Genomic DNA, 26,324 nt, shown 5'->3' on the forward strand with positions numbered 1-26,324 from the left:
GCCACTGCCGCAGGCACGCGCCAAACGCTGACAGGCGATGAACACCACATGGCCGGCGCCACCGAGCACTTGATCAACCAGGCCAAAACCCTTGCCGACCGCGCACTGGAGTGCCTGCACGCCGCGTAACCCCTGTGGGAGCGGGCTTGCTCGCGAATGCGGTGTGTCAGTCACACATGTACTGACTGAACCACCGCATTCGCGAGCAAGCCCGCTCCCACATTTGACCTGGGTCACCCGCGAGCACCGAGTTGGTGATTTACAGGTAAACTCCCCTCCTTTTCATCTTCTCCACGGAGTTCGCCTTGCGTCTGTTCCACACCTCCGACTGGCACCTTGGCCAAAACCTGCACGGCCAGGAACGCGACTACGAACACGCGTGTTTTCTCGAGTGGCTGCTGGGCCAACTCAAAGCCGAGCAACCGGATGCGCTGCTGATCGCCGGCGATATCTTCGACACGGTCAACCCGCCGCTCAAGGCCCAGGAGCGCCTGTATGACTTCATCATCAGCGCTCACGAACAAAACCCCAAACTGACCATTGTGATGATCGCCGGCAACCACGATTCCGGCTCGCGGATCGAGCTGCCCGCGCCGTTGATGCGCCGTTTGCGCACCCACGCGCTGGGCCGCGTGCTGTGGCTGGATGACGGCCAATTGGACGCCGAGCGCCTGCTGATCCCGCTGCCCGACGCCAAAGGCAAGATCGCCGCCTGGTGCCTGGCGCTGCCGTTTTTGCGCCCGGCGGAAGTGACCGGTGCGCACTTGGGTGATGATTATTTGCGCGGCATCGGCCAGGTACACGAATGGCTGATCGCGGCCGCCAATGCCAAGCGCAAAAAAGGCCAGGCGCTGATTGCCATCAGCCATGCGCACATGGCCGGCGGTTCGGTGTCCGAGGATTCCGAGCGCAGCCTGATTATCGGCAATGCCGAAGCCCTGCCTGCCAGCCTGTTCGACGCCAGTGTGAGCTATGTGGCACTGGGCCATTTGCACAAGCCGCAGCAGGTCAACGGCGAAGAGCGTATTCGCTACAGCGGCTCGCCCATTCCCCTGTCGTTTTCCGAAATCGGCTACAAGCACCAAATACTCGATGTGACCTTCCAGGGCCAACGGCTGGTGGGCGTGGAACCACGCCTGATCCCGCGTTCGGTCAACCTGCAACGCCTGGACGCCGCACCACTGGCGGATATCCTCGCGCAGTTGGCCGACCTGCCCGATATCGACCTGCTCGCCGAAACCCAGCGCCACCCCTGGCTGGAAGTGCGTGTGCGCCTCGACGAGCCGCAACCGGACCTGCGCCAGCAAATCGAAACCGCCCTGCAAGGCAAGGCCGTGCGCCTGGTGCGCATCGCCGCCGAATACGCCGGCAAACGCGGCAGCGACGACACCGACGACGAGCGCCTGGTCGAACTGGACCAGCTCACGCCCCAGGAACTGTTCAGCCGCGCCTGGCAGGACAACTACGGCAGTGAGGTGGATGAACAGACCTTGAAGGACTTCGCCGTGCTGCTCCAGGAAGTGCAACAGGAGGGCGAACAGCCATGAAGATCCTCGCCATCCGCCTGAAAAACCTCGCCTCACTGGCCGGCCCGTTTGAAATCGACTTTACCGCCGAGCCCCTGGCCAGTGCCGGGTTGTTTGCAATTACCGGCCCCACCGGCGCGGGTAAAAGTACCCTGCTGGATGCCTTGTGCCTGGCCCTGTTTGGCGCCGTGCCGCGCCTGGGCGATACCGGCCAGGCGAAGATGCCGGATGCCGACAGCGATATTTCCATCGGCGACCCGCGCACCCTGATCCGCCGCGGCACCGGCGGCGGGTATGCCGAGGTGGATTTTGTCGGCGTCAACGGCCGCCGCTACCGCGCGCGCTGGGAAGCCAACCGCGCCCGCGACAAGGCCAGCGGCAAGTTGCAAAGCAGCCGCCAAAGCCTGATCGACCTGGACAGCGACCAACTGCTGGCCAGCCAGAAAACCGAATACAAAACCCAGCTGGAACTGGCCCTGGGCTTGAACTTCGAGCAGTTCACCCGTGCCGTATTGCTGGCGCAAAGTGAGTTCAGCGCGTTCCTCAAAGCCAACGACAATGAGCGCAGCGAACTGCTGGAAAAGCTCACCGACACCGCGCTGTACACCCAGCTCGGCCGCCGCGCCTTCGACAAGGCCAAGGATGCCCGGGACGCGCATAAACAGCTGCAAGACCAGGCCACCGGCCTGGTGCCGCTGGCGCCTGAGGCCCGCGCCGAACTCGACCAGCAATTGGCCGAGGCGCAGCTGCACCTCAAGACCCAACAGGCTCAACTCAAGCAGTTGGAATTGCAGCACACCTGGCTCAAGGAGCTGCGTGAGTGGCAGGAGCGCCAGCTCAGTGCCACCGAACAGTTGCAACAAGCCCAACAGGTCTGGGACAGCCAAGCCCCACAACGTCAGGACCTGAGCCGCCTGGAGCAGTTAGCACCACAACGCCATCAGTTCGCGCGCCTGGCTGAACTCGACACCCTGCTGACGCCACTGGCGGTGCAGATTCAACAGCACCTTGAGCAGCAAACCACGTTGCAAACGCACCAGGAGCAGGCGCAACAGCAGCAGGCCGCCGCCCAGGTTGCCTTGGCTGACGCCTTGAAACACCAGGCCGACGCCGTGCCCTTGCTGCGCCAGGCGTTCGAACAGCAGAGCACCCTCGCCCACCTGAGCAAAGACCTGGCCAAACGCAACGACGACAAGCAGCAACAGGACACCGCCTGCGCCGAAGGGCAATCGTTGCTCAATGGCTTGCTGGAGAAGCAGGCCCAGGTTACCGGGCGCCTGCAACGCCTGGCCGCTGAACTTGAGCGCAGCGCCGCGTTGGCACCGCTCAGCGACGCCTGGGCCGCCTACCGCGACCGCCTGCAGCAACTGATGCAGATCGGCAACCGCCTGAACAAGGGCCAGGCCGAACTGCCGCAGCTTGAACACAAAGCCACCACCGCGGCCGAAAAATTCACCCAGCAACGCGAGGCACTGGACCTGCTGTACCAGGAAGCCGGTGCCGAACCGCACGCCGTGGCCGAACAAATCCAATTGCTCGCCGGCCTCTTGCAAGACAACCGCAAGCAGCAACGCGCCTTTGAAGACCTCACCCGTTTGTGGGACAGCCAACAGCAGCTGGATCTACACAGCGCCGCGCTGACGCAAAAACTCGCAGACGCGCAGCAACAACGCGAACAGCTGAACCAGACCGGCCTGCAAACCAAGGCCGAACTGACCGTAGCCGAACAAACCCTGTCGGTCACCAAGCAGCTGCTGGAACGCCAGCGCCTGGCGCGCAGTGCCAGTGTCGAGGAGTTGCGCGAGCAGTTGCAGGACGACCAGCCGTGCCCGGTGTGCGGCAGCCACGAGCATCCGTACCATCAACCCGAAGCCTTGCTGCAAAGCCTTGGCCGCCATGATGAAAATGAAGAAGCCACGGCGCAGAAGGCCGTCGACACCCTCAAGGAAAAACTCACCGAACTGCGTGGCGTAGTGGGCGGCTTGATCGCCCAGCAAAAGGAATTCCTGCTCCAGCAGGAGCAGTTGGCGGCGCAACAGCAGAGCCTGACGCCGAGCCTGCAAGCGCACCCGTTGTCCGCCTCGCTGTTCAACCAGGATGCCGCCAAACGCAGCGCCTGGCTGGGCCAGCAGCTGAGTCAGCTGACGCAGAACATTGCCCAGGATGAGCAACGCCAAAGCGCCCTGCTCAACCTGCAGCAAAATGCCGGGCGTTTGCAGCAACAACTGCAAGCCGCCCAGGATGCCAGCCAGCAAGCCCGCCAGTTGCTGGTGGACCAGCAGCGCGAACTGTCCAATGACCGTGAGCGCCTGGACGAAGAACTGCATGCCTTCGCCGGCCTGCTACCGGCCGACACCCTCGAGGGTTTGCGCCGTGAACCGGCAGCGACCTTTATGCAACTGGACCAGCACGTCAGCCAGCGCCTGGAACAGTTGGGCCATCAGCGCGATGAGTTGGCCGAACAGCAAGAGCGCCAGCAGGCCATCGAGAAAGAACAGACCCATCAGCAGCATCGCCAGCAGCAGCTGGAAGCCTTGCAGCAGCAAGTCAGCGAGCTGACCACGCAGCAACAGGCCGCCCAGGCACAGCTCAGCGCATTGCTGGGCGAGCACGCCACTGCCGAACAGTGGCAACAGCAGCTGGATCAGGCCGTGGCGCAATCACGCCGCAGCGACAGCGACGCCAGCCAACAGCTGCAAGACAGCCGCGATGCTCTGATCCAATTGGCCGCCGACCTCAAGGCCCTGCAGGAACGCCAACAGGCGCTGACCGCCGAGCAGCACACCCTCGCCGCGCGCCTGGGTGAATGGCGCGCGCTTCATCCAGAACTCGATAACGACGGGCTGACGCGTTTGCTGGCCTTTGATGACAGCCAGGTCAGCGCCTTGCGCCAGCAGTTGCAACACAGCGAAAAAGCCGTGGAGCAAGCCAAGGTGTTGCTGCAAGAGCGCGAACAGCGCCTGGCCGAACACCAGGCCTTGCACAATGGCAACCTGGACGCCGAACAGCTGGACAGCAGTCTGGCCGCGCTGAATCAGCAACTGGCCGAGGGCGACAGCCGCTGCGCCGAATTGCGTGCGCGCCAGTCTGAAGACCAGCGTCGCCAGGACGCCAACCATGTCCTGGGCGAGCATATCGCCAAGGCCTATGACGAATGGCAGCGCTGGGCACGCCTGAATGCGCTGATTGGCTCGGCCACCGGCGACACGTTCCGCAAGATCGCCCAGGCCTACAACCTCGACCTGCTGGTGCACCACGCCAACGTGCAACTGCGCCAACTGGTGCGCCGCTATCGCCTCAAGCGTGGCGGCAGCATGTTGGGGCTGTTGGTGATGGACACGGAGATGGGCGACGAATTGCGCTCGGTGCATTCGCTGTCGGGTGGTGAGACGTTCCTGGTGTCGCTGGCGCTGGCGTTGGGGCTGGCGTCGATGGCGTCGAGCACTTTGAAGATCGAGTCGCTGTTTATCGACGAAGGCTTTGGCAGCCTCGACCCCGAGTCGCTGCAATTGGCAATGGACGCGCTGGACGGTTTGCAGGCCCAGGGCCGCAAGGTGGCGGTGATCTCCCACGTGCAGGAAATGCATGAGCGCATCCCGGTGCAGATCCAGGTCAAGCGCCAGGGCAATGGTTTGAGTACGCTGGAGGTCAAGTGAGCGAGGCGCTGCTCTATTCGTTTCGGCGCTGCCCGTATGCGATGCGGGCACGCCTGGCCTTGCGCTACTCGGGCGTGCCCGTGCACATCATCGAAGTGAGCCTCAAGGCCAAGCCGGCCGAGATGCTCGCGCTGTCGCCCAAGGGCACGGTGCCGGTGCTTTGCGTGAACGGCCGGGTGATCGAGGAAAGCCTGGAGATCATGCAATGGGCGCTGGCGCAGCACGACCCTGATAACTGGTTGCTACAGGGCGACCCGAGGGTTCAGGCACTGATTGCTGAGAACGACCAGGTGTTCAAACATCATTTGAATCGATACAAGTACGCCGAGCGCTACCCGGAGCAGCCGATGGAACACTATCGGGCCGAGGGCGAGGTGTTTTTGCAGAAGCTGGAAGGTTTGCTGGCGGGAAATGACTACTTGCTGGCCGAGCATTTGAGCCTGGCAGATGCGGCACTGGCGCCATTTGTGCGCCAGTTTGCGCATGTGGATCGCGAGTGGTTTGCTCAGACGCCGTACAAGCGCTTGCAGCATTGGTTGCAGCGCTTTCTGGAATCGCCGCTTTTTGTGGCGGTAATGGCAAAACCCTGAGATCCACACAATCAAATGTGGGAGCTGGCTTGCCTGCGATGCCGACGACTCGGTCCAACTGATACACCGAGTTGATTTCATCGCAGGCAAGCCAGCTCCCACATTTGACCGTCGCTTGGCTCAAGCTCAGTGCTGGGCTTTGTGATCCAGTGCGGCATAGAAGTTGGCGCTTTGTTGCAGGTATTTCTGGGTGTAGGCGGTGGTGTTGGATTTTTTGCCGGAGACTTCCACGCTGGCGGCAGCTGGCAGGGCCACGGTGGCGGAAACGGCGGAAGCGGCGATGATGGAGAAGAGGTTCAAGTTCATGGCGGTAACCCTTGTGTTCGTTTGGTCAGGTGGCCGGGAAGGCCTTGGAACCAAACTTACGCCCGAGGGTTGAACCTTAGAAATGCTTTGAAACAGTAGCCGCTATCAATAGAATTAATACAAAGGGTCAGGCCCCGCACTGCGGGGCCTGTGGCTTATTGACGCACCAGGAACTTGAGGTCGCTGGGCGCATCGATCGACTGTTTCTGCACGGTTTTACCCAGCAGGCCGGTCTTGGGGTCACGCTCGACCACCACGATTTCATTGCTTTTCTGGTTGGCGATCAGCAAAAACTTGCCGCTCGGGTCCAGGCTGAACTCGCGCGGGTGGTCGCCTTCAACGGAACGCCGTTGCAGTTCCTTGAGGTGCGCGGTGGCCGGGTCGACGCTGAACACCAGCATCTGGTTGGCCGTGCCGCGGTTGCTCACATACAGGAATTTGCCGTCGCTTGAGGCATGTACCGCTGCTCCGGCCTTGTCGGACACCGGCTGCCCGGCGGCAAAATCGACCAACTGGGTCTGGCTGAGTTTGCCGTCGTTGTAATCGAACACCGCGATCTGGGCGCTCATTTCGGTGGTCAGCCAGGCATGCTTGCCATCGGCGCTGAACAACAGGTGGCGCGGGCCGCTGCCCGGTGGCAATTGCACAAAGGCGGGATCGGCCGGGGTCAAGGGCAGTTCGTGGTTGGCCTTGGGGTCGTAGTGGTAGGCAAACACCTTGTCGGCGCCCAGGTCCTGCACAAACACATACTTGCCGTCCGGCGACGACACCACCGAGTGTACGTGGTTGGAGGCCTGACGCTCCGGGTTCACGCGGCTGGCCGGGTGCCCGCTCAGTTGCACCGGCGCCGAGAGCTTGCCATTGGCATCAACCGGCAAAACCGCCAGGCTGCCGCCCGGATCTTCCAGCACCGAATAGTTGGCGACAAACAGGTAACGGCCATCAGCGGCCAGGCTGGAATGGGTCGGTTCGTTGCCCAGGCTTTGGACCTGGTTGATCAGGCTGAGCTGATGATTCTGCGGGTTGATGCTGTAACTGCTGACGCGGCCGACCGGGTCTTTTTGCCCTGGGCCGTTTTCGTTGACCACAAAAAGGTGCTTCTGGTCTTTCGATATCGTCAGCCACGACGGGTTGGCCGCCTTGGCCGCCAGCACGGGCTTGCCACTGAACTGGCCGGTGCGGCTGTCAAATTGCAGGCGGTAAATACCTTCGCTGGTGCCGGCGGTGTAGCTGCCCACCAACAGTTCATAGGTGTCGGCCGGCGCGGCTTGCACCGACATCGCACCAACACTGCCCGCCATCAGCAGGGGCCAGAATTTACGCATCATCATCCGCTTCGTCCTCGTCGTTATTGTTGCCGGTGATGCCACTCATGCACACCAGGCGATGCTCGCCCGAGTCACCGGTAAGGGTCCAGCTTTGCAAGGTTGGATCAAACACCGCCGCGTTGACTTGCTCCAGGCTGAAACTCCAGCGCTTTTCGGCGCGACCGTCCATGCAAATGATCAACAGTTTCTGGTCATCCAGGCTGAAATCGAAGGTGTGCAGCCCATCGATTTCGACCATCTGGCAGTCTTTAAAAGCATCGAGCAAGGTAGCGGTGTCGGCAGTCATGGCAGTCAATCATTTGGGGAAAGTGCCCATGATAGCCCACGCTGTAACCTATAGGTTGGACCTGGAATTAATGCGGGAGCGGGCTTGCTCGCGAAAGCGGTCGTTCAGTCTATGCATCTGGCGACTGATACACCGCATTCGCGAGCAAGCCCGCTCCCACCGGTTAACCGAGTAAAACCGTTAGTGTGCAAACAACGAATTGCCCTTCTGCCCCGCCAGCTTCTCGGGCTTGATCAGGAACCGCGCCAGTGCCGGCAACAGCCACAGCGCACCAAACATGTTCCAGAGCAGCATGAAGGTGAGCATCAGGCCCATGTCGGCCTGGAACTTGATGGCCGAGAAGATCCAGGTGCACACACCGATGGCCAGGCACAAACCGGTGAACAGCACGGCCTTACCGGTGGACTTGAGCGTCTGGTAGTAGGCTTCTTGCAACGGCAGGCCGGCGCGCAGGAAGCTTTCCAGACGGCTGTAGATGTAGATGCCATAGTCCACGCCTATCCCCACACCCAGCGCCACCACCGGCAAGGTCGCGACCTTGACGCCGATGCCCATGAAGGCCATCAGGGCGTTGCCCAGCACCGAGGTCAGCACCAGCGGCAACACGATGCACAGGGTCGCCGCCCAGGAGCGGAAGGTGATCATGCACATGGTCGCCACGCACAGGTACACCAGAATCAGGATGGTCAGCTCCGACTCCTTGATTACCTCGTTGGTGGCGGCCTCGATCCCGGCATTACCGGCGGCGAGGATAAATTCCAGGCCGTCCCGGTTGTTTTCCTTGGCGAAGTCCTGCACCGCATGCACGGCGCGGTCGAGGGTTTCGGCCTTGTGGTCGTTGAGGAACACCAGCACCGGCGCCAGTGAGCAATTGTTGTTGTACAGGCCGTCGGCGCGGGCAATGGAGTTGTTCAGCACGTCGGGGTTACGCGACAGGGTTTCCCATTTGAGGTTGCCCTCGTTCATGCCCTTGATCATCTGCTTGGACACGGTCACCAGCGAAATCGCCGACTGCACGCCCTCGGTGTTCTGCATCTTCCACATCAACTGGTCGATGGGCGCCATGGCTTCATAACGCGAACAGCCCTCGGCCTTGGTCTTGACCATCACCACCAGCACATCGGAGCTGGTGGAGTAGTTGCTGATGATGAAGTTGTTGTCTTTGTTGTAGCGCGAATCCGGGCGCAGTTCCGGTGCGCCCTGGTCCAGGTCGCCGATCTTGAGGTTCTGGCTGTACCAGAGGCCGCCGCCGAAGGCGACCAGCGCGAGCAGGATCGAGACGGGCGCAACCTTCGCGCTGGCGAATTTGGACAGCAGGCGCCAGAACGGGTGTTCGCGGTGCGCGTCCTTCTTGCTCCTGGCGATGGCACGCTTGCTGATGCCGACATAGGAGATCGCCACCGGCAGCAGGATCAGGTTGGTGAACACAATCACCGCCACGCCGATGGACGCGCCGATGGCCAGCTCGCGGATCACGCCGATGTCGATGATCAGCAGCGTGATAAAGCCCACGGCGTCGGCGAGGATCGCAATCATGCCGGGCAGGAATAATTGCCGGAAGGTGCGCCGCGCCGCGGTCAGTGCGTTGTCCGCCTCACTCGATTGCAGGGCGATACCGTTGATCTTCTGCACGCCGTGGGAAATACCGATGGCAAAGATCAGGAACGGCACCAGCATCGAATACGGATCGAGGCCGAAGCCGAAAAAGTGCATCAGCCCCAATTGCCAGATCACCGCCACCAGGGTGGTACTCAACACCGCGATGGTGCTGCGCAGGCAGTTGGTGAACCACAGCAGCAGAATCAAGGTGATGACAAACGCGATGCCGAAGAACATCACCACCATCACCAGGCCGTCGATCAGGTCACCGACTTTCTTGGCAAACCCGACGATGTGGATTTTGACGTTGGGGTTCTGGGCTTCGAATTTGTCGCGGATCTTGTCTTCGAGTTCATGGGAGAACTTGCGGTAGTCCAGGGCCAGCAACTTGCCTTGGTCCTGCGGGTCCGGGTAGGACTCCAACAACGGAATATCGACGATGCTCGACTTGAAATCGTTGGCCACCAGACGCCCGACCTGGCCGGACTTGAGCACGTTGTTGCGCAGTTGGTCGAGGCTTTGCGGCGAGCCGTTGTAGCTTTGCGGGATCACTTCACCGCCGGCAAAGCCCTCTTCGGTGACTTCGGTCCAGCGCACGCTGGGGCTCCACAGCGACTTGAGGCCCGAGCGGTCAACGCCGGAGATGTAGAACACCTCGTCGTTGATCTGCCGCAGGGTCTCCATGTATTCCTTCGAGAAGATGTCGCCGTCCTTGGCCTCCACCGAGATACGCACCGTGTTGCCCAGGTTGGCCAGGTCGTTACGGTGCTCCATCATCTTTTCGATGAAGGGGTGCTTGAGCGGGATCATCTTTTCAAAGCTGGTGGACGGGCGGATCAAGGTCGCCTGCCAGAACAGGAAAATACTCACCAGCAGGCAGATAACGATCACTGCCGGGCGGTTGTTGAAGATCAGGCGCTCAAGAAAGGTCGCTTTATCGTTGTGATGACTGCTCATTCTTTCCCCGCCTTCTTATTGTTTTTCGAGTTCAGCGCCGGTCGGCTTGGCAACACGAACGCCGCCCTGCCCCGCCAGAATCAAGTTGCCATTGCCCGCCGCCGTGACCGAGGAGAGCGAAATGCGGTCCGGGCGGTTGAACACGCTGAAGGTCTGGCCGTCGTCGTGGCTGACCACCACGCTGCCGCCGTTGCCGACCACCACGATGGCGCCGTCATCGAGCAACGCCGCGCCCGACAAGCCAAATTCCAGGGCACCACGGGCCGCATTCAACTGGACCTGCTCCCATGTGCTGCCAAAATCGCTGGAGCGGTACAGATTGCCGCGCAGGCCATAGGCCAACAGCGTCTGCGGCTGGGCGGTGCCGATCACACCGAACAGCGAGCCTTCATACGGGCCTTCGAGTTTTTCCCAGGTCTGGCCGTCGTCGCGGGAACGAAACATGCTGCCCTGCTCGCCGACGATAAACAGCCCGGCCCCCTTGATGGAGGCGATGGCATTGAGGTGAAACTGGTCTTCGTTGTCGAGGCGATCGCTCACATCGTCCCAGGTTTTGCCGCCGTCGGTGGTTTCGATCAGCGCACCGTAGGCACCCACGGCCAGGCCATGCTCGGCGTCCTTGAACCACACATCGAGCAATGGCGCTTCGCGCTTGAGGTCCTGAAACTGCTGGGCCCAGGTGGCGCCACCGTCGGTGGTGGCGAGGATCTGCGCGTCATGGCCCACCGCCCAACCGTGTTTATCGTCGACGAAATACACCGCCGTGAGCAGTTGCCGGGTCGGCACTTTGGCTTGGGCCCAGGAACGGCCCTGGTCATCGGAATACAGGATGTGCCCGCGATCGCCGACCGCCACCAGGCGCTTGCCGGCATGCACCACATCGATCATCAGGCCCTTGGCGGCCTTGGGGGATTCAATTGCAAATACCGGCTGTGCGCCGCTGGTGTCGCCGGCTGCCAGCGCGGGTGTCGACAACACCCCAAGCAGCGAGAGCGCTGTGGCCAGCATCGCAACCTTGCGTGCGGCGCGCGGGCGGCAAACAGCCCAACCCATGACAGGCTCACTCATAGACCTTTCTCCCCATTTATTATTGTTAGGTGGTCTCGCCTTCCCGGGCTCTGAAACCTGCAATCTAGAGCGCCTGGAGGAAGCAGGGGCCATCCTATCGGGCTTTGGAATCGTCTGACAATCGGCGCTACGTTATCTTTTGTTAACTGAGGGTGTTTGGCGTTGGCCTGAATATGTCTGCATTACGCAGACTGATGCCCGTTTGATGCTCGTTCCCACGCTCCGCGTGGGAATGCGGCCTGTGACGCTCCGCGTCACGACTTCAAGAGCGAACGCAGAGCGTCCTTGGCTGCGTTCCCACGCGGAGCGTGGGAACGAGCGAGCTTAATGAATTTTTATTCTATCTATTGAATTTAGCGAATTTTTATTCCATTAATAACCTTCCTGACAACAATAATCCAAAGGACCACGGCGATGCGTGAACTCGGAATCGGCTTGATCGGCACAGGCTTCATGGGCCGCGCCCATGCGTTGGCGTTCAACAATGCCCGCGCAGTATTCGAACTGCCGGTACACCTCAAGCTGGCAGCGCTGGCCGATGTCGACACCGAACGCGCCAAGCGTTGCGCCACGGCCTGGGGCTTTGCCCAGGCCCACGGTGACTGGCAGGCGCTGGTCAATGACCCTAATGTCGATGTAGTGGCCATCACCACGCCCAATCACTTGCACTACCCCATGGCCATGGCGGCCATTGCGGCGGGCAAAGCGGTGTATTGCGAAAAACCCTTGGCGGTCAGCCTGGAGCAGGCCGACGCCATGCGCCGCGCCGCACATGCGGCCGGCGTAGTCACGCGTGTCGGTTACAACTACCAGCACAACCCGATGATTGGCCTGGCCAGGCAGATGATTATCGACGGCGAACTGGGCGAGATCATCAGCTTCCAGGGCGAATTCAGCGAAGACTTCATGGCCGACCCGGCCTCGCCCTGGTCGTGGCGCTGTGAAGTGGAACATGCCGGCGGCGCACTGGCGGATCTGGGCAGCCACTTGCTGTCGATGGCGCGTTATCTGGTGGGCGATGTGGTGAGCGTGTGTGCCGACACCCACACCGTGCATGCGCAACGCCCGGCCGTCAAAGGCGGCAGCGACCTGAAATCGATCGCGGTGGACGACCAGGTGCATGCCCTGCTGCGCTTTGCCAACGGCGCCCGTGGCACCGTGAGCAGCAGTTGGCTCAAGCAGGGCTACAAGAATCACTTGAATTTTGAAATCAGCGGCACTCAAGGCACCTTGGCATTCGATCAGGAACGTTTGAATGAACTGCGCGTATGCCGCGCCGGTCAGGACGGTTTCCAGCGTGTGCTCGCCGGTCCCGCCCTGCCCGGCTATGCCGCATTCAGCCCTGCCGCCGGGCATCAGTTGGGATACAACGAGTTGAAGACCCTGGAAGTTCAGGAGCTGGTCATGGCGCTGGCGGGGCAAGGCGCTGCGGGTACTGACTTTGAAGCCGCGTGGGCGGTCGAGCGGCTGGCCACGGCGATTCGTCTGGCCGCCCGCGAGGAGCGCTGGGTCAACGTAGGTGAGGTCTGATCAAGGGGAGCGGCGCGCTCCCCCGTGTGCTCAACTCAGATAACGAACCGCGCGACCATCCCATTCAAATCCACTGCCAGGCGCGACAGTTCATGGCTGGCCGCGCTGGTCTGGTTGGCGCCTGCCGCCGATTGAGTCGCGAGGTCGCGGATATTGACCAGGTTGCGATCCACTTCACGGGACACCTGGGCCTGTTCTTCCGAGGCGCTGGCGATCACCAGGTTGCGCTCGTTGATCAGGCTGATCGATTCGGTGATCTGTTCCAGGGCCACACCGGCAGCGCGCGCCAGTTCCAGGGTGGTCTGGGTGCGCTGGTTGCTCTGCTGCATCGACTGCACGGCGTCGCCGGTGCCACTCTGGATGCCGGCGACCATTTTTTCAATTTCCTGGGTCGATTGCGCGGTGCGGTGCGCCAGGGCGCGGACTTCATCGGCCACCACGGCAAACCCACGCCCGGCTTCACCGGCGCGTGCGGCTTCAATCGCAGCATTAAGTGCCAGCAGGTTGGTCTGTTCGGCAATCGCGCGGATCACGTCGAGGACCTTGCCGATATCACGGCCCTGGGTCGCCAGGCCTTCAATCATCCGTGCGGTGTTTTGCACATCCTGGGTCATGGTCTGAATGGCGCCGACGGTTTCCACCACACGGTCACGCCCTTCCCGCGCCGCCTGGTTGGACTGGCTGGAAGCTTCTGAAGTAGACACTGCATTACGCGCCACTTCTTCGACGGCGGCGGTCATTTCGTTGACGGCCGTGGCGGCCTGGTCGATTTCGTTGTTCTGCTGTTGCAGGCCTTTGGAGGCTTCTTCGGTCACCGCGCTCAATTCTTCGGCGGCCGAGGCCAGTTGTGTGGCCGAGCCGGCGATGTGCTGGATGGTCTGGCGCAGGTTGGTTTGCATCGCCGACAAGGCGCCCAGCAGGCGCGCAGGCTCATCCTTGCCGGCGTCTTCGATAACGGTTGTCAGGTTACCGCCGGCAATGGTCTGGGCCACTTCCAACGCTTTGCGCAGCGGCGTGACGATGCTGCGGGTCAGCAGCCAGGCGAGCAGGACCGTCAGCACGGCGGCAGCGACTGAGAAGACAATTACGCCGGTAATCGCGCCTTGATAACTCGACCCGGCCAAGGTGTCGGCATCCCTGGCATCGGCGGCATTGATGGCGATCAGCTTGTTGAGCTGCTCACCCATCTGGTCAGTACCGTCCTTGATACGCGTGTTAATTAACGCACGCATCTCCTCGACTTTGTTTTGTTTGGACAAGGCCAGCATTTCGGCCTGTGCCTTGAGGTAGTTGTCCAGCGTACTCACAAATGCCTTGTACAACGCTGCTTCCTCCGGCCCCGCCGGCAGCGGCGCATACCCGGCCTGGGCGGTTTTTACTTTGTCGGTCAGGACGCCCATGCGGGTTTCGGCTTCCTGCAGGCCGACAGGCTCGCGGTTGACCAACACGCGAAAAGAGAGGATGCGCAAGCGCAGCACGTTTTCGGTGATGTTGCCCAGGTACGTGACGCTGGGCAGTTGCGTGGAGGTCATCTCCACCGACGACTGACGGATCTGCGTCATGCGGCTGACCGCAAACACCCCCAACACCACCACTAACAACGCAATGAATGCGAAACCGAGAAACGCGCGAGGGGCAATATTCAAATGACGTAGGGACATAGGGGTTGCTCTCAGAAGGAGTGTTTGCGAGCGTCCATGCCGCGAAACGATCAGTGGGCGTCAACGCGCCGCTCTGATCTTTGGTCACCACTGTTATGGTTGGAATGTGGGCCTATACGAGATATCGGCAGATCCTGAGGTTTTGCGCAGGGCTTTTATAAATATTTTTTTACACTTCTGAGGGCTGGCACTTTCTGGCATCCTGCGCCTCCATTTTCTGACCCGAGCCCGTAGTTTGTCTGACGCTCAAGCCCCCCGCCCGCGCTATAAATCCGACCTGATCTATGGCCTGGAAGACCGCCCGCATTTCACCGCAGCGATCTTTGCCGCGCTGCAACATGTGCTTGCCAGCTTCGTCGGCATCATCACCCCGACCTTGATCGTCGGCGGCGTGCTCGGCCTGGAAAGCGAGGTGCCTTACCTGGTAAGCATGGCGCTGTTCGTGTCCGGGCTCGGCACCTTTGTGCAGGCGCGTACCTTCGGCCCGATCGGTTCCGGCCTGTTGTGCCTGCAGGGGACGAGCTTTTCGTTTATCAGCGTGATCCTCAGCGCCGGGTTCATGGTCAAGGCCCGGGGCGGCGGTACCGATGAGATCCTCTCGACGATTTTCGGCATCTGCTTTTTCGCCGCGTTTATCGAGGTGGTGCTCAGCCAGTTCATCGGCAAACTGCGCAAGCTGATCACTCCGGTGGTCACCGGCACCATCATTACCTTGATGGGTTTGTCGCTGATCAAGGTAGCGGTCACCGACATGGCCGGCGGCTTCGGGGCCAGCGACCTGGGTGCCGCGGGCAATATGGGGCTGGCCGCGCTGGTGCTGTTGACCATCGTGGTGCTCAACCGCTTCAGTAACCCGTTCGTGCGCCTGGGTTCGATCGTGATCGGCCTGACCCTGGGTTTTGTGGTGGCCTGGTGGATGGGCCGCGTCGACATGGCCGCGCTGCCCCAGGTGCCGCTGATCAGTGTGCCGGTGCCGTTCAAGTATGGTTTTTCGTTCGACTGGGTGGCGTTTATCCCGGTGGCGGTGATCTTCCTGATTTCACCGCTGGAAGCGGCCGGTGACCTGACGGCCAACTCGATGATTTCCCAGCAACCGGTCAAGGGCCCGCTGTACATCAAGCGCATCAAGTCCGGCCTGCTGGCCGACGGCCTCAACTCGGCGATGGCGGCGACGTTCAACAGCCTGCCCATGGTGACCTTCGCTCAAAACAACGGCGTGATCCAGCTGACCGGTGTGGCCAGCCGCTACGTCGCATATTTTATCGCCGGCCTGCTGGTGTTGCTGGGGCTGTTCCCGATGATCGGCGCAGTGCTGCAACTGATGCCCAAGCCGGTATTGGGCGGCGCCACGCTGATCATGTTCGGCACCGTGGCCGTGGCCGGGATCAAGATCCTCGCCGAAGCCGGGCTGCACCGCCGCAATGTGCTGATCGTGGCGATCTCCTTGGGCATGGGCCTGGGTGTGGCCGCCGTACCGGAAGTGCTGCGCGACCTGCCCAAGGCGCTGCACAACATCTTTGAATCGCCGATCACCGTGGGCGCGTTCTGTGCAATCGTGCTGAACATTTTCCTGCCCGAGGAGTTCTTAGAGCTGGAAGAGGATGAATTTGATCCGGAGTCCTCTACTCTCAAGGTCATGCAGGATCCGGACGTCACGAAATAGGAGCACCTTTGGTATGCGCAAGCTCATGGTTCTATCGCTGCTGTTGCTGACCTTGAGCGCCTGCGCGCTGTTCCCCAATCGCGACCCGGTCAATATCAGCGTGGTGGGCATCGAACCGCTGCAAAGCCAGGACCTGGAAGTGCGTTTCGCCGTAAAGTTGCGGGTACAAAACCCCAATGAAACGGCGATCGACTACAGTGGTGTGGCCCTGGACCTGGACGTCAATGGGCGCCCCTTGGCGTCCGGGGTAAGCGACCAGGCCGGCAGCATCCCACGGTTTTCCGAGAGGGTGCTGATGGTGCCGGTGAGTGTTTCGGCGTTCTCCGTGTTGCGTCAAACCTTGGGGCTGAGCCAGACTCAAAGCCTGAACAACCTGCCCTACACACTGCGCGGCAAACTGGCGGGTGGCCTGTTCGGCACCATGCGCTTTGTGGAGCGTGGCACCCTGAACCTGCCCAACACCGCAACCTGGTAATGGCCATGCAACCGACGTTGTTTACCCAAAGACTGATCCTGCGCCCGCTGACCCTGGACGATGCCGAGGACATCCAGGCGCAATTCGCGCATTGGGATGTGGTGCGTTACCTGACTGCCGAGGTGCCCTGGCCGTACCCGGCCGATGGCGCGCGCCGCTACCTGGAACAGGTAGCCTTGCCGGGCATGGCCCGTGGCGACCAATGGCATTGGTCGATCCGCCTTAAAAGTGCGCCGCAACCGATGATCGGCAATATCAACCTCACGGACGAGGAAGACGATAACCGAGGCTTCTGGCTGGGCCCGCAATGGCAAGGCCAGGGCTTTATGACCGAAGCCAGTGCGGCGGTGACGCACTACTGGTTCGAAGTGCTCAAGCGCCCGCGGATGCGCGTGCCCAAGGCTGCGCCCAATCTGGCATCGCGGCGGATCTCCGAGCGCACGGGGATGCGCTGGATCCGCACGCAGATGGGTGAGTTTGTAGAAGGCACCTTCCCACGCGACATTTGGGAGATTACCCGCCAGGAGTGGTTGGCATTCAGATCTCCCAAACAGTGAAAGCCCGCTCCCACATTTTTACCGTGTTTAATCTGTCAGTGTGCGCACACCCGGTTTGGCGCGTTCATCCACCACCAACTCGAATATGTCCGGCCGCGCGTAATGCCCCACCACGTCATAGTCATAGCGCGCCCGCACCAGATCATCGGTGTTGATCTGCGCAGTCAGCAACCCTTCTTCCCCCACCAGCGGCCCGGCCAGGATGTCACCCATCGGCCCGACAATCACACTGCCGCCCGCGATCAACGGGCGCTCTGACGGCCAATTGGCAACCTGCGTGCCCAACGCCGCCGGCGAAGCCTGCACCTGGCAGGCGCTCACCACAAAGCAGCGGCCTTCATGGGCGATGTGGCGCATGCTCACTTGCCACATCTCGCGCTCATCCACCGTCGGCGCGCACCACACTTGCACACCTTTGGCGTACATCGCCGTGCGCAGCAGCGGCATCATGTTTTCCCAGCACACCGCGCCGCCCAAGCGCCCGACAGCAGCGTCGATCACCGGCAAGGTCGAGCCATCGCCCGTGCCCCATATAAGTCGTTCAGTGCCGGTGGGCATCAGTTTGCGGTGCTTGGCCACCAGGCCGCCGGTGGGTTCGAAATACAACACGGTGCAATACAACGTGCTGGCACTGCGCTCGATCACGCCGAGTACCAGGCTGGCACCGGTGCGCGCGGATAGCCCCGCCAGCGCCTCGGTCTCGGCGCCCGGTACATCGATGGCATTGGCAAAATAGCGCGCAAAGGCTTCACGGCCTTCCGGCAAGCGGTAGCCCAACTGCGTGCCGAAGGTCTCACCCTTCGGATACCCGCCGAGCAACGCTTCGGGCATCACCACCAATTGCGCGCCACTGCGCACAATCGCCTCCTCGTAGGTGAGGATCTGGGCCAGGGTGTCAGCCTTGCCACCCGGCAAGGCTCCGATCTGTAACGCCGCTACGGTAGAAATGGGCATCAGGTTCTCTCCAGAGAAAGGGGGTTGCCCATTCTCCGGCGAGGGGCAATCATGAATAAAGCCCACTTCAGTGCTAAATGATATGAGCCAAATGAATATCGCCCAGGTTGACCTGAACCTGCTGAAAACCTTCGAAGCCTTGCACGACGAGTCCAGCGCCAGCCGCGCAGCCTTGCGCCTGGGCGTCACGCAATCGGCGATCAGCGCCGGCCTGCGACGTTTACGTGACGTGTACGACGACCCACTGTTTGTGCGCACCGGGCGTGGGCTGGCGCCGACCTTGCGCGCCAATCAGTTGAAACCGGTGATCAGCGAGGCGCTGGACCGTTGTCGGCAGAGCCTGGAAATGATCAACCCGGCCAACCCGAACTATCAGGGCCGCTCGGTGGTGCTGGGCTTGTCCGATGACTTCGAGATTGCCCATGGCCGGCGGCTGATGGCAGAAATTGCCCGGCGCGCGCCGAAACTGCGGGTGATCTTCCGCCAGACCCACAGCCAGATCGTGGCAGGCGCCCTGCTCGAGCGCAGCCTGGACCTGGCGATCACCGCCGGCGGCTTTGCCGAGCGCAGGTTGAGCCGGCACGTGCTGGGCGAAGGCGACTACCGCTGCCTGGTCGACCCGCACAGCCTGGCGCCGGGGCAACACGGCATCAGCCTTGCGGAGTTCGTGGCACGCGAGCATGTGTTGGTGTCGTCGGGCGGGTTTATCGGGATTACCGATGAAGGGTTGGCGGCGCACGGGTTGAGCCGCCAGGTGTGTGCGTCCACCAGTCACTTTGCCGGGCTGCCGTTTTTGCTCAAGGGCAGCGCGGCAGTGGCGACGATTCCCGGGCATGCCGCCGAAGCGATTGCGCAGATGACCGGCTTGCGTGTGTTGCCCTGCCCACTGGCGCTGCCGCGCTACCCGGTGGAGTTGGGCTGGCGCACCCAGGCGCAGCTGGATCCGCTGTTGCTCAGAGTGCGCGAAGCCATTGTGGCCAGCTTTACTTAGCAGCGGCCATCAGTTTGTTGACTTCGCTGCGCACCATGTTGGAAAACTCCGGCGGCGACATGCCATCAAGCTCGGCACGTACCCACTCAGCCCACTTGCCTTTGCGCTTGGCACGCTCGCCGAACAAACGCGCCGCTTCGCCCTTGGCCTTGCCCAGATTGGTTTGCCACAGGTCGTAGAGGCGGGACTTTTCATCTTCCAGCTCGGCGCGTTCGGCGAGGGTTTTGTTGGCCAGATTGAAGCTCATGTTGAATTTCCTGCTGCACAAATAGGTGACATCTTACACTGTAGGTCGAACCATCCTGATCCGGATTTTACCTGCAAACCGCTCACGGCAAAAAAACTGCAACTTTTAGCCAAGCCCGACACTCCATTGTTCACTGTCACATTCACTCGCAAGGAGTCACACAATGGCCCGCAAAACTGCCGCCCAAGCTGTCGAAGATCAAATCAAGGATCAAGCTTTCAGTGAACTGACGGCCTTGATCGAAGAGTCGGACAAGCTGCTCAAAAGCAGCGCTTCGCTGGTAGGCGAAGAAGGTGAGACGCTGCGCGAGCAGGTTGCAATCAAGCTCAAGCAAGCGCTGGACTCGGTGTCGAACGTGCGTGAACGCAGCAAGCCGGTGGTGGATGCCACCGAAAACTATATCGGTGGCCACCCATGGCAGACCGTGGCGATTTCTGCAGGTTTTGGCCTGGTGGTCGGCCTGTTGCTGGGTCGTCGTAACTAAACCATCGAGACTGCGCATCGAGATTACGCCATCGAGACCAACCCATCGAGGCTGCGTGATAAAGGCTGCGCCACTGGCGCAGCCTTTTCTTTTACCCTTCGGCCAGTGCCTGTAACTGCTTGAGCTCCTGCGCATCGATCTCGATGCCGGTTTCCTGCGACTTTACCCGCGTGCGATGGCGCCGATCCCCCGGCAACCGCCGCAACCCCGCCGCATGCATCTGCCGCACCAGTTCCTGGCTGCGCTCGGCAAAGCCTTGCCCGGCGGTTTTGCTCGGGTCGATCACGATCAGCAATTGGCCGGTCCAGGGTGTGCGCGCCCCTGGATGATCGGCCCAATTGAACTCGAATGAGAAATTGCCGCCCGTGAGTGCCGCCGCCAGCAACTCGACCATCATCGACAGCGCTGAGCCCTTGTGCCCGCCAAATGGCAGCAGTGCGCCCCCTTCAAGAATCGCTTTGGGGTCCTGGGTCGGTTGGCCCAGGCTGTCCACGCCCATGCCCGGTGGCAGGCGCTCGCCCTTGCGCGCCGCGATTTGCACGTCGCCATGGGCGATCGCGCTGGTAGCCAGGTCAAACACGATGGGCGGCCCATCGGCACGCGGCGCGGCAAAGGCAATGGGGTTGGTGCCGAACAAGGGGCGGTCCGCACCGTGGGGCACCACGCAGGTCATGCTGTTGACCACGCTCAAGGCCACCAGGCCTTCTTCGGCGAAGGGCTCGACATCAGGCCATAACGCCGCAAAGTGATGAGAATTGCGAATCGCCAGTAGCGCGATCCCGGCGCTGCGCGCCTTCTCTACCAACAGCGAGCGCGCGGCGTCGAGCGCCGGTTGGGCAAACCCGTTATCGGCATCTACACGTACAAAGCCTGCGGCGACGTCCTCGACCACGGGCACAGCCTTGCCATTGACCCAGCCGCTGTTGAGCGTCGATACATACCCCGGAATGCGGAACACGCCGTGACTATGGGCGCCGTCACGTTCGGCGCTGGCGCAGTTGTGCGCAAGGATCGCCGCCACCTGCGCGGATGTGCCGTGCCGCACAAAGACCTGTTGCAGCAGCGCGACTAACTCGGTGAAGCCGATTGCGGTTGAAGCCTTGGCAACTGTCGGAGACTGCGCAGACATTTGAAGCTCCGTTTTTATGATTAGGAGAGGCAACGAATGGACATTCAAGTGCCCGATTAAACACCACGCACTGTGCCTGCTGTCAACTTGCGACGGGCCTCAATAGTTACCCCGCCCGCCGCTCATATGGCCTTAGCCTGTCATTCCCCTGCCCTTTGGAGCAAGCCCATGACCGGCGTTACCCCGGCGTATTTTTTTGACGAATTTTTACTGCCGATTAAAAGAAACTCGCCGAGCGCACGCGAGCGTGCGCTGGGGCTGACCGTCAAAGACCTTGATTGGCTGCATACGGTGTATCAGGCCAACGATGCCGCGCGTAAGGACCCCGAACGGCAAACCTACCCCATGAGTGTCGAAAGGCTAATGATCAATGTGCCGGGCCAGGCGCCCTTTCCACTGGCCGGCGCCTTTGTGATGAGCCCCACCCCGGACGCCGGCAAAGCACTGCTTTACACGCCTTATGGCGGTATTCAGGTGTTTGACGACCCTGCCAGCCTGCTTGTCGATGTCGCCGAGCAATTGGCGGATACGGTGCAGCGTGTCCAATTGATGAGCTTTCTGTCGGTTGCGCAGCGCAACGCCTTGCCCGCCGGCACGCCGATAACGCTGACCACCACGGTTGTCGAAGGCGCCGTCATGCAAGACCAGGAGCAAGCCCTTGAGGCCTGCCAGCTGGATAACGTGCGCACCGTACTCGAGCACCTGCAAAAGACCCCGACGTTGTACGGCATGCTCGACACGCTGCTCGGCATCATGGCGCGCTCGTATTTCCCCAACCTGGATCAACGCGATACACGGGTGAATTTTTTTATCCAGGACCCGGCGGGCGGTCAGCGACGCTGGGCCAATTCCCTGCCGCTGAGCGAGGCGTTGCTGCAGTTTTATGTGAAACATGCCTGGCCCAAGGACCAGACCCGTGAGTATTTCAATCCGAAACACGCCACCAGTACCTTCACCTCGGCAGAACGCGAACAAGATCAGCAGTATTGGGAAACCCTGATCAAGGAAACCTCCGGTAGCCTCTCGAAACTGCTGGACAGCCTGCTGAAAACCTATTGGAACGAAGACATCGGCAATGAAACCTCACGCCTGGAACTCTTTACCCAGGTGATGGCGGATAAATTTCGCCTGGATGTGTTGCTCAAGCGCCAGGAGCAAATCCTCAGTGCCGACGAAAGCCACACCCTTCAAGCCTTGTTCCTGCCAGACCATCACGCCCGTAATGCTCACGCCAGAAAACTGAGCGTGGAAACCGTACGCCTGCATGCGCCCTATCAGCACTACGTGGAACTGGCCAGCACACTGTTGATCAGCGAGAGCCACGCCTACCTGTACACGCAATCGCGTGGGGTGCAGGTGCTCAAGGACATGCAGGCGCTCAAAGATACGTTGTTGAGCATGCTCAAGGCCGCCGGCCACGAAGATGAGCTGCTCAATTTTCTGTCTCTGGACGAGCGCGACACGTTTACAGGCCTGGACCAGATAAACATCACCGCCCTGCCCGTTACGGGCAAGGTTTTCGGCGGCATGCTCGAAGGCATTGCGACCAAGCAAATCAGCAATATGAACCACGCACTGGACCTTTACCGGCGCAGTGATGGCCAGATCAACCTGGACGCGCTGCTCGATTGCGCCCTGGACATACGCACGATGCTCGACAGTCGCCTGGCGGCAATGGAAACCGCCGGGCGCTGGACGACGCACCTCGTCACCAGCGGCAACGACAGGCCCTCCACCGTGCAGGCCGAACACGCAAAACTACATCTCAAGCGCTTGCGCGCCGCCGAGGATGCGCTGGCCAACGAGCGCAAGCACCAGCCGACATTGCGCTCAATGGTCGCTGTCGCCTTGAATGCAGAGCTGCAATCACAGCGCCTGCCGCTCAAGGCCGAAGAGGTCTATATCAACACTTACCCAACGCATGCCCAGGAGCGTGAAGAGCGCCCGCCATTGAGGTCGGTGAGCATGGTTGACCACTTCATCGAGCGCCTGAGCGGTGAAGCACCTCCCGCTCCCCACGTCCCCACAACCGGGTTTTACAGGAAGCTCGAACCACACGTGGCCCTGAAGTTGCCCAGCATGACCTTAAGTACCTTCAATATGATCAATAACCAGGTCTTGAAGGTATTTGCCAACCACGAGATGCGCCGGCTTCCAAGGCTGTTCCTCAGCAACATGAGCAACAAACAGGCGCACTCGATGCTGCTCGGCCTGCGCAGTGAAGCCGAACTGAGGCTGTTAGGGAAAACACTGTTGTCCGGCAGCCACGCGGTGGTGGATACCCTGCTACGCACCGAGAGCCTTGTGCGCCTGACCCGACATGGCCTCAACGGCTTTCTGCCGGATGCCTACGCCTTGACCCTGAACCTCGGCACCTGCGACACCGCCCAACCCCTTGCCAACCTGTTTGTACTGACTGAGCGCGGTGGTATCGACCCGCAGCGTTCGGGGCAGGCCGTGCTCTGGACGCCGCGGCGCGGGTATGAGGTATTTGCTTCGGTGCAGGCCTTGCACAAGGCGATGACCGGGCGCCTGCAGCACCCGATCAAACGCCTGGTCCTGCTGGAAAACCTGCCGATTTCGTTGCGCGCGCCCCACCAGGCATATCGGCTTGGCCCCCTGCAACGCATTGACGACAACCTGCTGGACAATCGCCTGAAAACTTACAACGACCAGGTCATGCACAGTATCGATCAGTTGCTTTCGACCCCATTGGCCGCTCGCCCCCTGCAAGACTGCATTGAAACGGCCCTGGAGCAGCCTGCCCCCACCAACCTGGCACGCGCCACGGCGGTGGCGAGTGCCATGGCCCATCAACAGGCGCTGCCGGTCTGGCTGGGCATGGCGTCGCCCAAGGAGCAGATCCATCAAGCCGAACTGCTTGAGCAATATCACAACAGCGCCCCAGACACAGAAGACTACCTGCATGGCATCACGTCGATGCGCGCACACACGCACGCGGCACTGCTGAAATTGCTTAAGGCGCGCTTCCCCGATCACACGCTGGACCCCGATAACGTGCTGATCCCGGTGCATCAGGCCCTCGACGTGCACGTCTTCAGCCTGACCGATTTTGCCTTGCGGCATTGGCCGGATCTGGATGCCGAAAACATCCGTTTACGCTCACGGACCGCCACCGCCCTGCCAGCTGCACTCGATGCCAGCGCCGTGGTGCAAATGGTCCGCCAGCTGGACCTGAAAACGGCTTACCAAAAGCTGTTGCAAACGCAGCTGGACACCAACACGGATGAGGGCCTCAAGCGCCGGCGTTTGTTTTGCCGACAGCTGCCCTGGCAAACGTTGCAATTTGCCCATGAGCAAAGGCTGCAGGAACGTCTGACAGCCCAAGGGCTGAGTTACGTGCAACAGGTGTTTGACATGCCCGACGCCCTGGCCCGAGCTGAGCTGGACAGTGCAGCGGCCACGCTTCGACCTTTGGAGTTGATTGCAACCGAAGGCGCCACGCCCGCCAGGGTGCCGGGCGTTTACCTGATAGGTCCAACGACCGGCAACGCTGGCCCGTTGGTGATGTATGCACCTTATAGCGACAACCATGCCCTCAAGGAGTACACGAACGAGCAAGCCTTGCTGGATGAATTGGGCAGGCCGGGAGCGCTTCAGGAGTGGATCATCCTGCACCTGGAGGCGCCGCATCAAGCTACCTACCGCAATCTACTGCAAGACAACCGTCATCGCCCCGTCGATATCCGCACAGCCTTTAACGCCGTCACCGGCAATGCCCTTCACTTCTTGTTCAATGACAACACCCTGCTATTGCTCAAGATGCTGGCCGGGCAGTTCGAGGAAGGCGCCAAATCACTCTGGGACCGAATCAGGGTTCTTTTGGGCGAGGGCATCCCTACGGCTGTGCAGTTCATGGCCGGAAAACTCGCGTACCCGCTGATGGTGTGGCGCAGCTACACGCTGTTCAAGCGCTCAGCCGATGAATTGCAGTTGCACCAATGGAAGGCCGGTCTGAAGCACTTTATCAAGGGCGTGGCGCAAATGGCCGCGTTGCGCAGTGAGCTTGAGGGCACCGAAGCCGCGCCACCTACCGAAACCGAAGTGCCGGAGGCTGACCTTTCAGATGAGACTTTGCCTGCCGCCAGGAGCCTGGCTGCCCTGGATATCACCGCGCCCTCGCGCACTCGTTTGCAGGCTTTCGAAGAGCATGATGTCGCGCTGAAGGACTTGCAGCGAGGTACTTTCAGCCATGTTTACACGGACAAGACGACCTTGAAAGACTATGTGCCGCTGGCAGGCAAGGTGTACTCAGTGAAGAAAACCCGCGATCGCTGGCGACTGGCCAAGGATGAACACGTGGGCGCCTACGTGGGCCGTAACACACAGGGCAAATGGGTGCTGGACCTCAGCCTGCACAACCCGCGGTTTGGTAAAGTCATGTCGCGCATGCAGACGCGGGCCGGCGAACGGGAGGCGATCAACATTGAGGCAACGGGCATAAGGGAAATTGCCGCACTGTCCAGCTGGAAAGCGCAGGTTATCAACGAAGCGCTGAATGTTGCGACGTATTACACCGTCACGTGCAAGCGCAACATCGTTGAGTTTGCAAAACAGCGCGCTCCCGATAGCCGAGTCGGCCGGTTTTTGGGTGAGCTGTTCGGGGTCATCCGTTTGACGCCGGGTCACGTAAGCAAAATCGAGAGAATAGTCGACCTGATATTGGATGAGTTAAGCGACCCCACCCTGACCAGTCCCGACTCCAAACGTTTTGTCAGCGGGACCAGCCGTATCAGCGCAGCGCGCCAGTACGCCTTTATCATTCCTGAAGACAGGGAGCGCAAGCTGTATCTGCTCAACCGGTTCTTCGACCCGTGTATGGATAACTACCAGAACCGCTTGAACTCCCCCTTCGACATATCGGCCCACGCCAGAGCCAGTACCCTTATCCACGAATTGACCCACTTGAAGCTCGATACCGAGGACATCGCCTACCTCGATTCGATGCGGCCTTTCCATGACCTGATCAACGCGGCCAAACCGGGCGCCCGTATCCTCAAAACAACCCTGGAGGACCTGCAAAGTACGGCGCTCTCCACCCTGACGCCCGCAACGATGTTGTTCAAGACCTGGGATGATTACTCGGCGCAATGGGAAGACTACGGGCCTGACACTGCAACGGCTCACGTGCGACAAAAAGTCCTGAACACCACCGGCACCAAGGACCTCAAGGATGCCCGCGACGTCTTCATGAGTAACGCCGACAAACGCATTGACACGATTTTGGCCAATGCCGACTCGGTGACTTACTTGATTACGCAGCTGGGCCGTGTTTTGGATACGGGGGCTTGAGCAG

General features: G+C 61.0%; 19 protein-coding genes. 10 read left to right on the plus strand and 9 right to left on the minus strand.

Going from position 1 to position 26,324, the window contains the following annotated elements:
• Positions 1-305 precede the first annotated feature (305 nt).
• Genes BLV67_RS28180 through BLV67_RS28190 form a run of 3 tightly spaced genes read left to right on the plus strand, consistent with a single transcriptional unit; the run spans position 306 to position 5,772 of the window.
• On the plus strand, positions 306-1,547 hold the full coding sequence (locus BLV67_RS28180; RefSeq protein ID WP_065931247.1) for an exonuclease SbcCD subunit D C-terminal domain-containing protein: 1,242 nt from the start codon (positions 306-308) through the stop codon (positions 1,545-1,547).
• On the plus strand, positions 1,544-5,182 hold the full coding sequence (locus BLV67_RS28185; RefSeq protein ID WP_069787281.1) for an AAA family ATPase: 3,639 nt from the start codon (positions 1,544-1,546) through the stop codon (positions 5,180-5,182). Before BLV67_RS28180 ends, BLV67_RS28185 begins: the two co-directional genes overlap by 4 nt.
• Positions 5,179-5,772 carry a glutathione S-transferase gene (locus BLV67_RS28190; RefSeq protein WP_065931249.1) on the plus strand — a complete coding sequence of 198 codons (594 nt, stop codon included), beginning with the start codon at positions 5,179-5,181 and terminating at the stop codon, positions 5,770-5,772. The genes BLV67_RS28185 and BLV67_RS28190 overlap by 4 nt, the downstream gene beginning before the upstream one ends.
• Positions 5,773-5,898: 126 nt before the next feature.
• Here BLV67_RS28190 and BLV67_RS28195 read toward each other — a convergent pair whose 3' ends face one another.
• From BLV67_RS28195 to BLV67_RS28215, 5 genes are all read right to left on the minus strand, one after another.
• The gene (locus BLV67_RS28195) at positions 5,899-6,078 is read right to left on the minus strand and encodes a hypothetical protein (RefSeq protein WP_065931250.1); all 180 of its coding nucleotides are present in this window, start codon (positions 6,076-6,078) and stop codon (positions 5,899-5,901) included.
• A 155-nt stretch (positions 6,079-6,233) separates the two neighbouring features.
• Positions 6,234-7,409 carry a lactonase family protein gene (locus tag BLV67_RS28200; RefSeq protein ID WP_069787280.1) on the minus strand — a complete coding sequence of 392 codons (1,176 nt, stop codon included), beginning with the start codon at positions 7,407-7,409 and terminating at the stop codon, positions 6,234-6,236.
• Complete coding sequence (locus tag BLV67_RS28205; RefSeq protein ID WP_069787279.1) at positions 7,396-7,692, minus strand: DUF5629 family protein; 297 nt, start codon at positions 7,690-7,692, stop codon at positions 7,396-7,398. The genes BLV67_RS28200 and BLV67_RS28205 overlap by 14 nt, the downstream gene beginning before the upstream one ends.
• Before the next feature lie 180 nt (positions 7,693-7,872).
• A complete protein-coding gene (locus BLV67_RS28210; protein ID WP_069787278.1) occupies positions 7,873-10,248 on the minus strand; it encodes an efflux RND transporter permease subunit in 2,376 nt (791 codons plus the stop codon).
• A gap of 15 nt (positions 10,249-10,263) precedes the next feature.
• Positions 10,264-11,301, minus strand: coding sequence for a WD40/YVTN/BNR-like repeat-containing protein (locus BLV67_RS28215; RefSeq protein WP_176727926.1), 1,038 nt, complete (start codon positions 11,299-11,301; stop codon positions 10,264-10,266).
• A gap of 429 nt (positions 11,302-11,730) precedes the next feature.
• On the opposite strand from BLV67_RS28215, the gene BLV67_RS28220 reads away from it, so the two are divergent.
• Complete coding sequence (locus tag BLV67_RS28220) at positions 11,731-12,846, plus strand: Gfo/Idh/MocA family protein (RefSeq protein ID WP_069787276.1); 1,116 nt, start codon at positions 11,731-11,733, stop codon at positions 12,844-12,846.
• A gap of 35 nt (positions 12,847-12,881) precedes the next feature.
• Here the strand turns inward: BLV67_RS28220 and BLV67_RS28225 are convergent, their stop codons facing one another.
• Positions 12,882-14,507 carry a methyl-accepting chemotaxis protein gene (locus tag BLV67_RS28225; RefSeq protein WP_065931256.1) on the minus strand — a complete coding sequence of 542 codons (1,626 nt, stop codon included), beginning with the start codon at positions 14,505-14,507 and terminating at the stop codon, positions 12,882-12,884.
• Between the two features lie 235 nt (positions 14,508-14,742).
• Here BLV67_RS28225 and BLV67_RS28230 point away from each other — a divergent pair, with 235 nt between their 5' ends.
• The 3 genes from BLV67_RS28230 to BLV67_RS28240 are packed head-to-tail and all read left to right on the plus strand — an operon-like array spanning position 14,743 to position 17,202.
• The gene (locus BLV67_RS28230) at positions 14,743-16,170 is read left to right on the plus strand and encodes a nucleobase:cation symporter-2 family protein (protein WP_065931257.1); all 1,428 of its coding nucleotides are present in this window, start codon (positions 14,743-14,745) and stop codon (positions 16,168-16,170) included.
• 13 nt (positions 16,171-16,183) lie between these two features.
• Positions 16,184-16,645, plus strand: a complete 462-nt coding sequence (locus BLV67_RS28235; protein WP_065931258.1) for an LEA/WHy family protein — start codon at positions 16,184-16,186, stop codon at positions 16,643-16,645.
• Complete coding sequence (locus BLV67_RS28240) at positions 16,645-17,202, plus strand: GNAT family N-acetyltransferase (protein WP_065931259.1); 558 nt, start codon at positions 16,645-16,647, stop codon at positions 17,200-17,202. Before BLV67_RS28235 ends, BLV67_RS28240 begins: the two co-directional genes overlap by 1 nt.
• Before the next feature lie 27 nt (positions 17,203-17,229).
• Here BLV67_RS28240 and BLV67_RS28245 read toward each other — a convergent pair whose 3' ends face one another.
• On the minus strand, positions 17,230-18,156 hold the full coding sequence (locus BLV67_RS28245) for a carbon-nitrogen hydrolase family protein (protein WP_069787275.1): 927 nt from the start codon (positions 18,154-18,156) through the stop codon (positions 17,230-17,232).
• A gap of 91 nt (positions 18,157-18,247) precedes the next feature.
• On the opposite strand from BLV67_RS28245, the gene BLV67_RS28250 reads away from it, so the two are divergent.
• Positions 18,248-19,147 (plus strand): LysR family transcriptional regulator, encoded by a 900-nt coding sequence (locus BLV67_RS28250; RefSeq protein WP_069787274.1) that lies wholly within the window; start codon positions 18,248-18,250, stop codon positions 19,145-19,147.
• Here BLV67_RS28250 and BLV67_RS28255 read toward each other — a convergent pair.
• The gene (locus tag BLV67_RS28255) at positions 19,140-19,394 is read right to left on the minus strand and encodes a hypothetical protein (protein ID WP_003190904.1); all 255 of its coding nucleotides are present in this window, start codon (positions 19,392-19,394) and stop codon (positions 19,140-19,142) included. The genes BLV67_RS28250 and BLV67_RS28255 overlap by 8 nt on opposite strands.
• 163 nt (positions 19,395-19,557) lie before the next feature.
• On the opposite strand from BLV67_RS28255, the gene BLV67_RS28260 reads away from it, so the two are divergent.
• Positions 19,558-19,878 carry an ElaB/YgaM/YqjD family protein gene (locus BLV67_RS28260; RefSeq protein ID WP_056860283.1) on the plus strand — a complete coding sequence of 107 codons (321 nt, stop codon included), beginning with the start codon at positions 19,558-19,560 and terminating at the stop codon, positions 19,876-19,878.
• 91 nt (positions 19,879-19,969) lie between these two features.
• Here BLV67_RS28260 and BLV67_RS28265 read toward each other — a convergent pair whose 3' ends face one another.
• Positions 19,970-21,007: an Ldh family oxidoreductase gene (locus BLV67_RS28265; RefSeq protein WP_065931262.1), complete on the minus strand. Its 1,038-nt coding sequence runs from the start codon at positions 21,005-21,007 to the stop codon at positions 19,970-19,972.
• Between the two features lie 168 nt (positions 21,008-21,175).
• On the opposite strand from BLV67_RS28265, the gene BLV67_RS28270 reads away from it, so the two are divergent.
• A complete protein-coding gene (locus BLV67_RS28270; protein ID WP_069787273.1) occupies positions 21,176-26,320 on the plus strand; it encodes a dermonecrotic toxin domain-containing protein in 5,145 nt (1,714 codons plus the stop codon).
• Positions 26,321-26,324 lie beyond the last annotated feature (4 nt).

This window comes from Pseudomonas salomonii (assembly GCF_900107155.1).
GTDB lineage: Bacteria > Pseudomonadota > Gammaproteobacteria > Pseudomonadales > Pseudomonadaceae > Aquipseudomonas > Aquipseudomonas salomonii.

Bases quoted from the DNA above. Each gene is read 5' to 3' on its own strand.
- BLV67_RS28255 (WP_003190904.1), bottom strand. From the start codon at position 19,394: ATGAGCTTCAATCTGGCCAACAAAACCCTCGCCGAACGCGCCGAGCTG.
- BLV67_RS28200 (WP_069787280.1), bottom strand. From the start codon at position 7,409: ATGATGATGCGTAAATTCTGGCCCCTGCTGATGGCGGGCAGTGTTGGT.
- BLV67_RS28235 (WP_065931258.1), top strand. From the start codon at position 16,184: ATGCGCAAGCTCATGGTTCTATCGCTGCTGTTGCTGACCTTGAGCGCC.
- BLV67_RS28220 (WP_069787276.1), top strand. From the start codon at position 11,731: ATGCGTGAACTCGGAATCGGCTTGATCGGCACAGGCTTCATGGGCCGC.
- BLV67_RS28265 (WP_065931262.1), bottom strand. From the start codon at position 21,007: ATGTCTGCGCAGTCTCCGACAGTTGCCAAGGCTTCAACCGCAATCGGC.
- BLV67_RS28225 (WP_065931256.1), bottom strand. From the start codon at position 14,507: ATGTCCCTACGTCATTTGAATATTGCCCCTCGCGCGTTTCTCGGTTTC.
- BLV67_RS28245 (WP_069787275.1), bottom strand. From the start codon at position 18,156: ATGCCCATTTCTACCGTAGCGGCGTTACAGATCGGAGCCTTGCCGGGT.
- BLV67_RS28210 (WP_069787278.1), bottom strand. From the start codon at position 10,248: ATGAGCAGTCATCACAACGATAAAGCGACCTTTCTTGAGCGCCTGATC.
- BLV67_RS28205 (WP_069787279.1), bottom strand. From the start codon at position 7,692: ATGACTGCCGACACCGCTACCTTGCTCGATGCTTTTAAAGACTGCCAG.
- BLV67_RS28185 (WP_069787281.1), top strand. From the start codon at position 1,544: ATGAAGATCCTCGCCATCCGCCTGAAAAACCTCGCCTCACTGGCCGGC.
- BLV67_RS28250 (WP_069787274.1), top strand. From the start codon at position 18,248: ATGAATATCGCCCAGGTTGACCTGAACCTGCTGAAAACCTTCGAAGCC.
- BLV67_RS28270 (WP_069787273.1), top strand. From the start codon at position 21,176: ATGACCGGCGTTACCCCGGCGTATTTTTTTGACGAATTTTTACTGCCG.
- BLV67_RS28240 (WP_065931259.1), top strand. From the start codon at position 16,645: ATGGCCATGCAACCGACGTTGTTTACCCAAAGACTGATCCTGCGCCCG.
- BLV67_RS28215 (WP_176727926.1), bottom strand. From the start codon at position 11,301: ATGGGTTGGGCTGTTTGCCGCCCGCGCGCCGCACGCAAGGTTGCGATG.
- BLV67_RS28195 (WP_065931250.1), bottom strand. From the start codon at position 6,078: ATGAACTTGAACCTCTTCTCCATCATCGCCGCTTCCGCCGTTTCCGCC.
- BLV67_RS28260 (WP_056860283.1), top strand. From the start codon at position 19,558: ATGGCCCGCAAAACTGCCGCCCAAGCTGTCGAAGATCAAATCAAGGAT.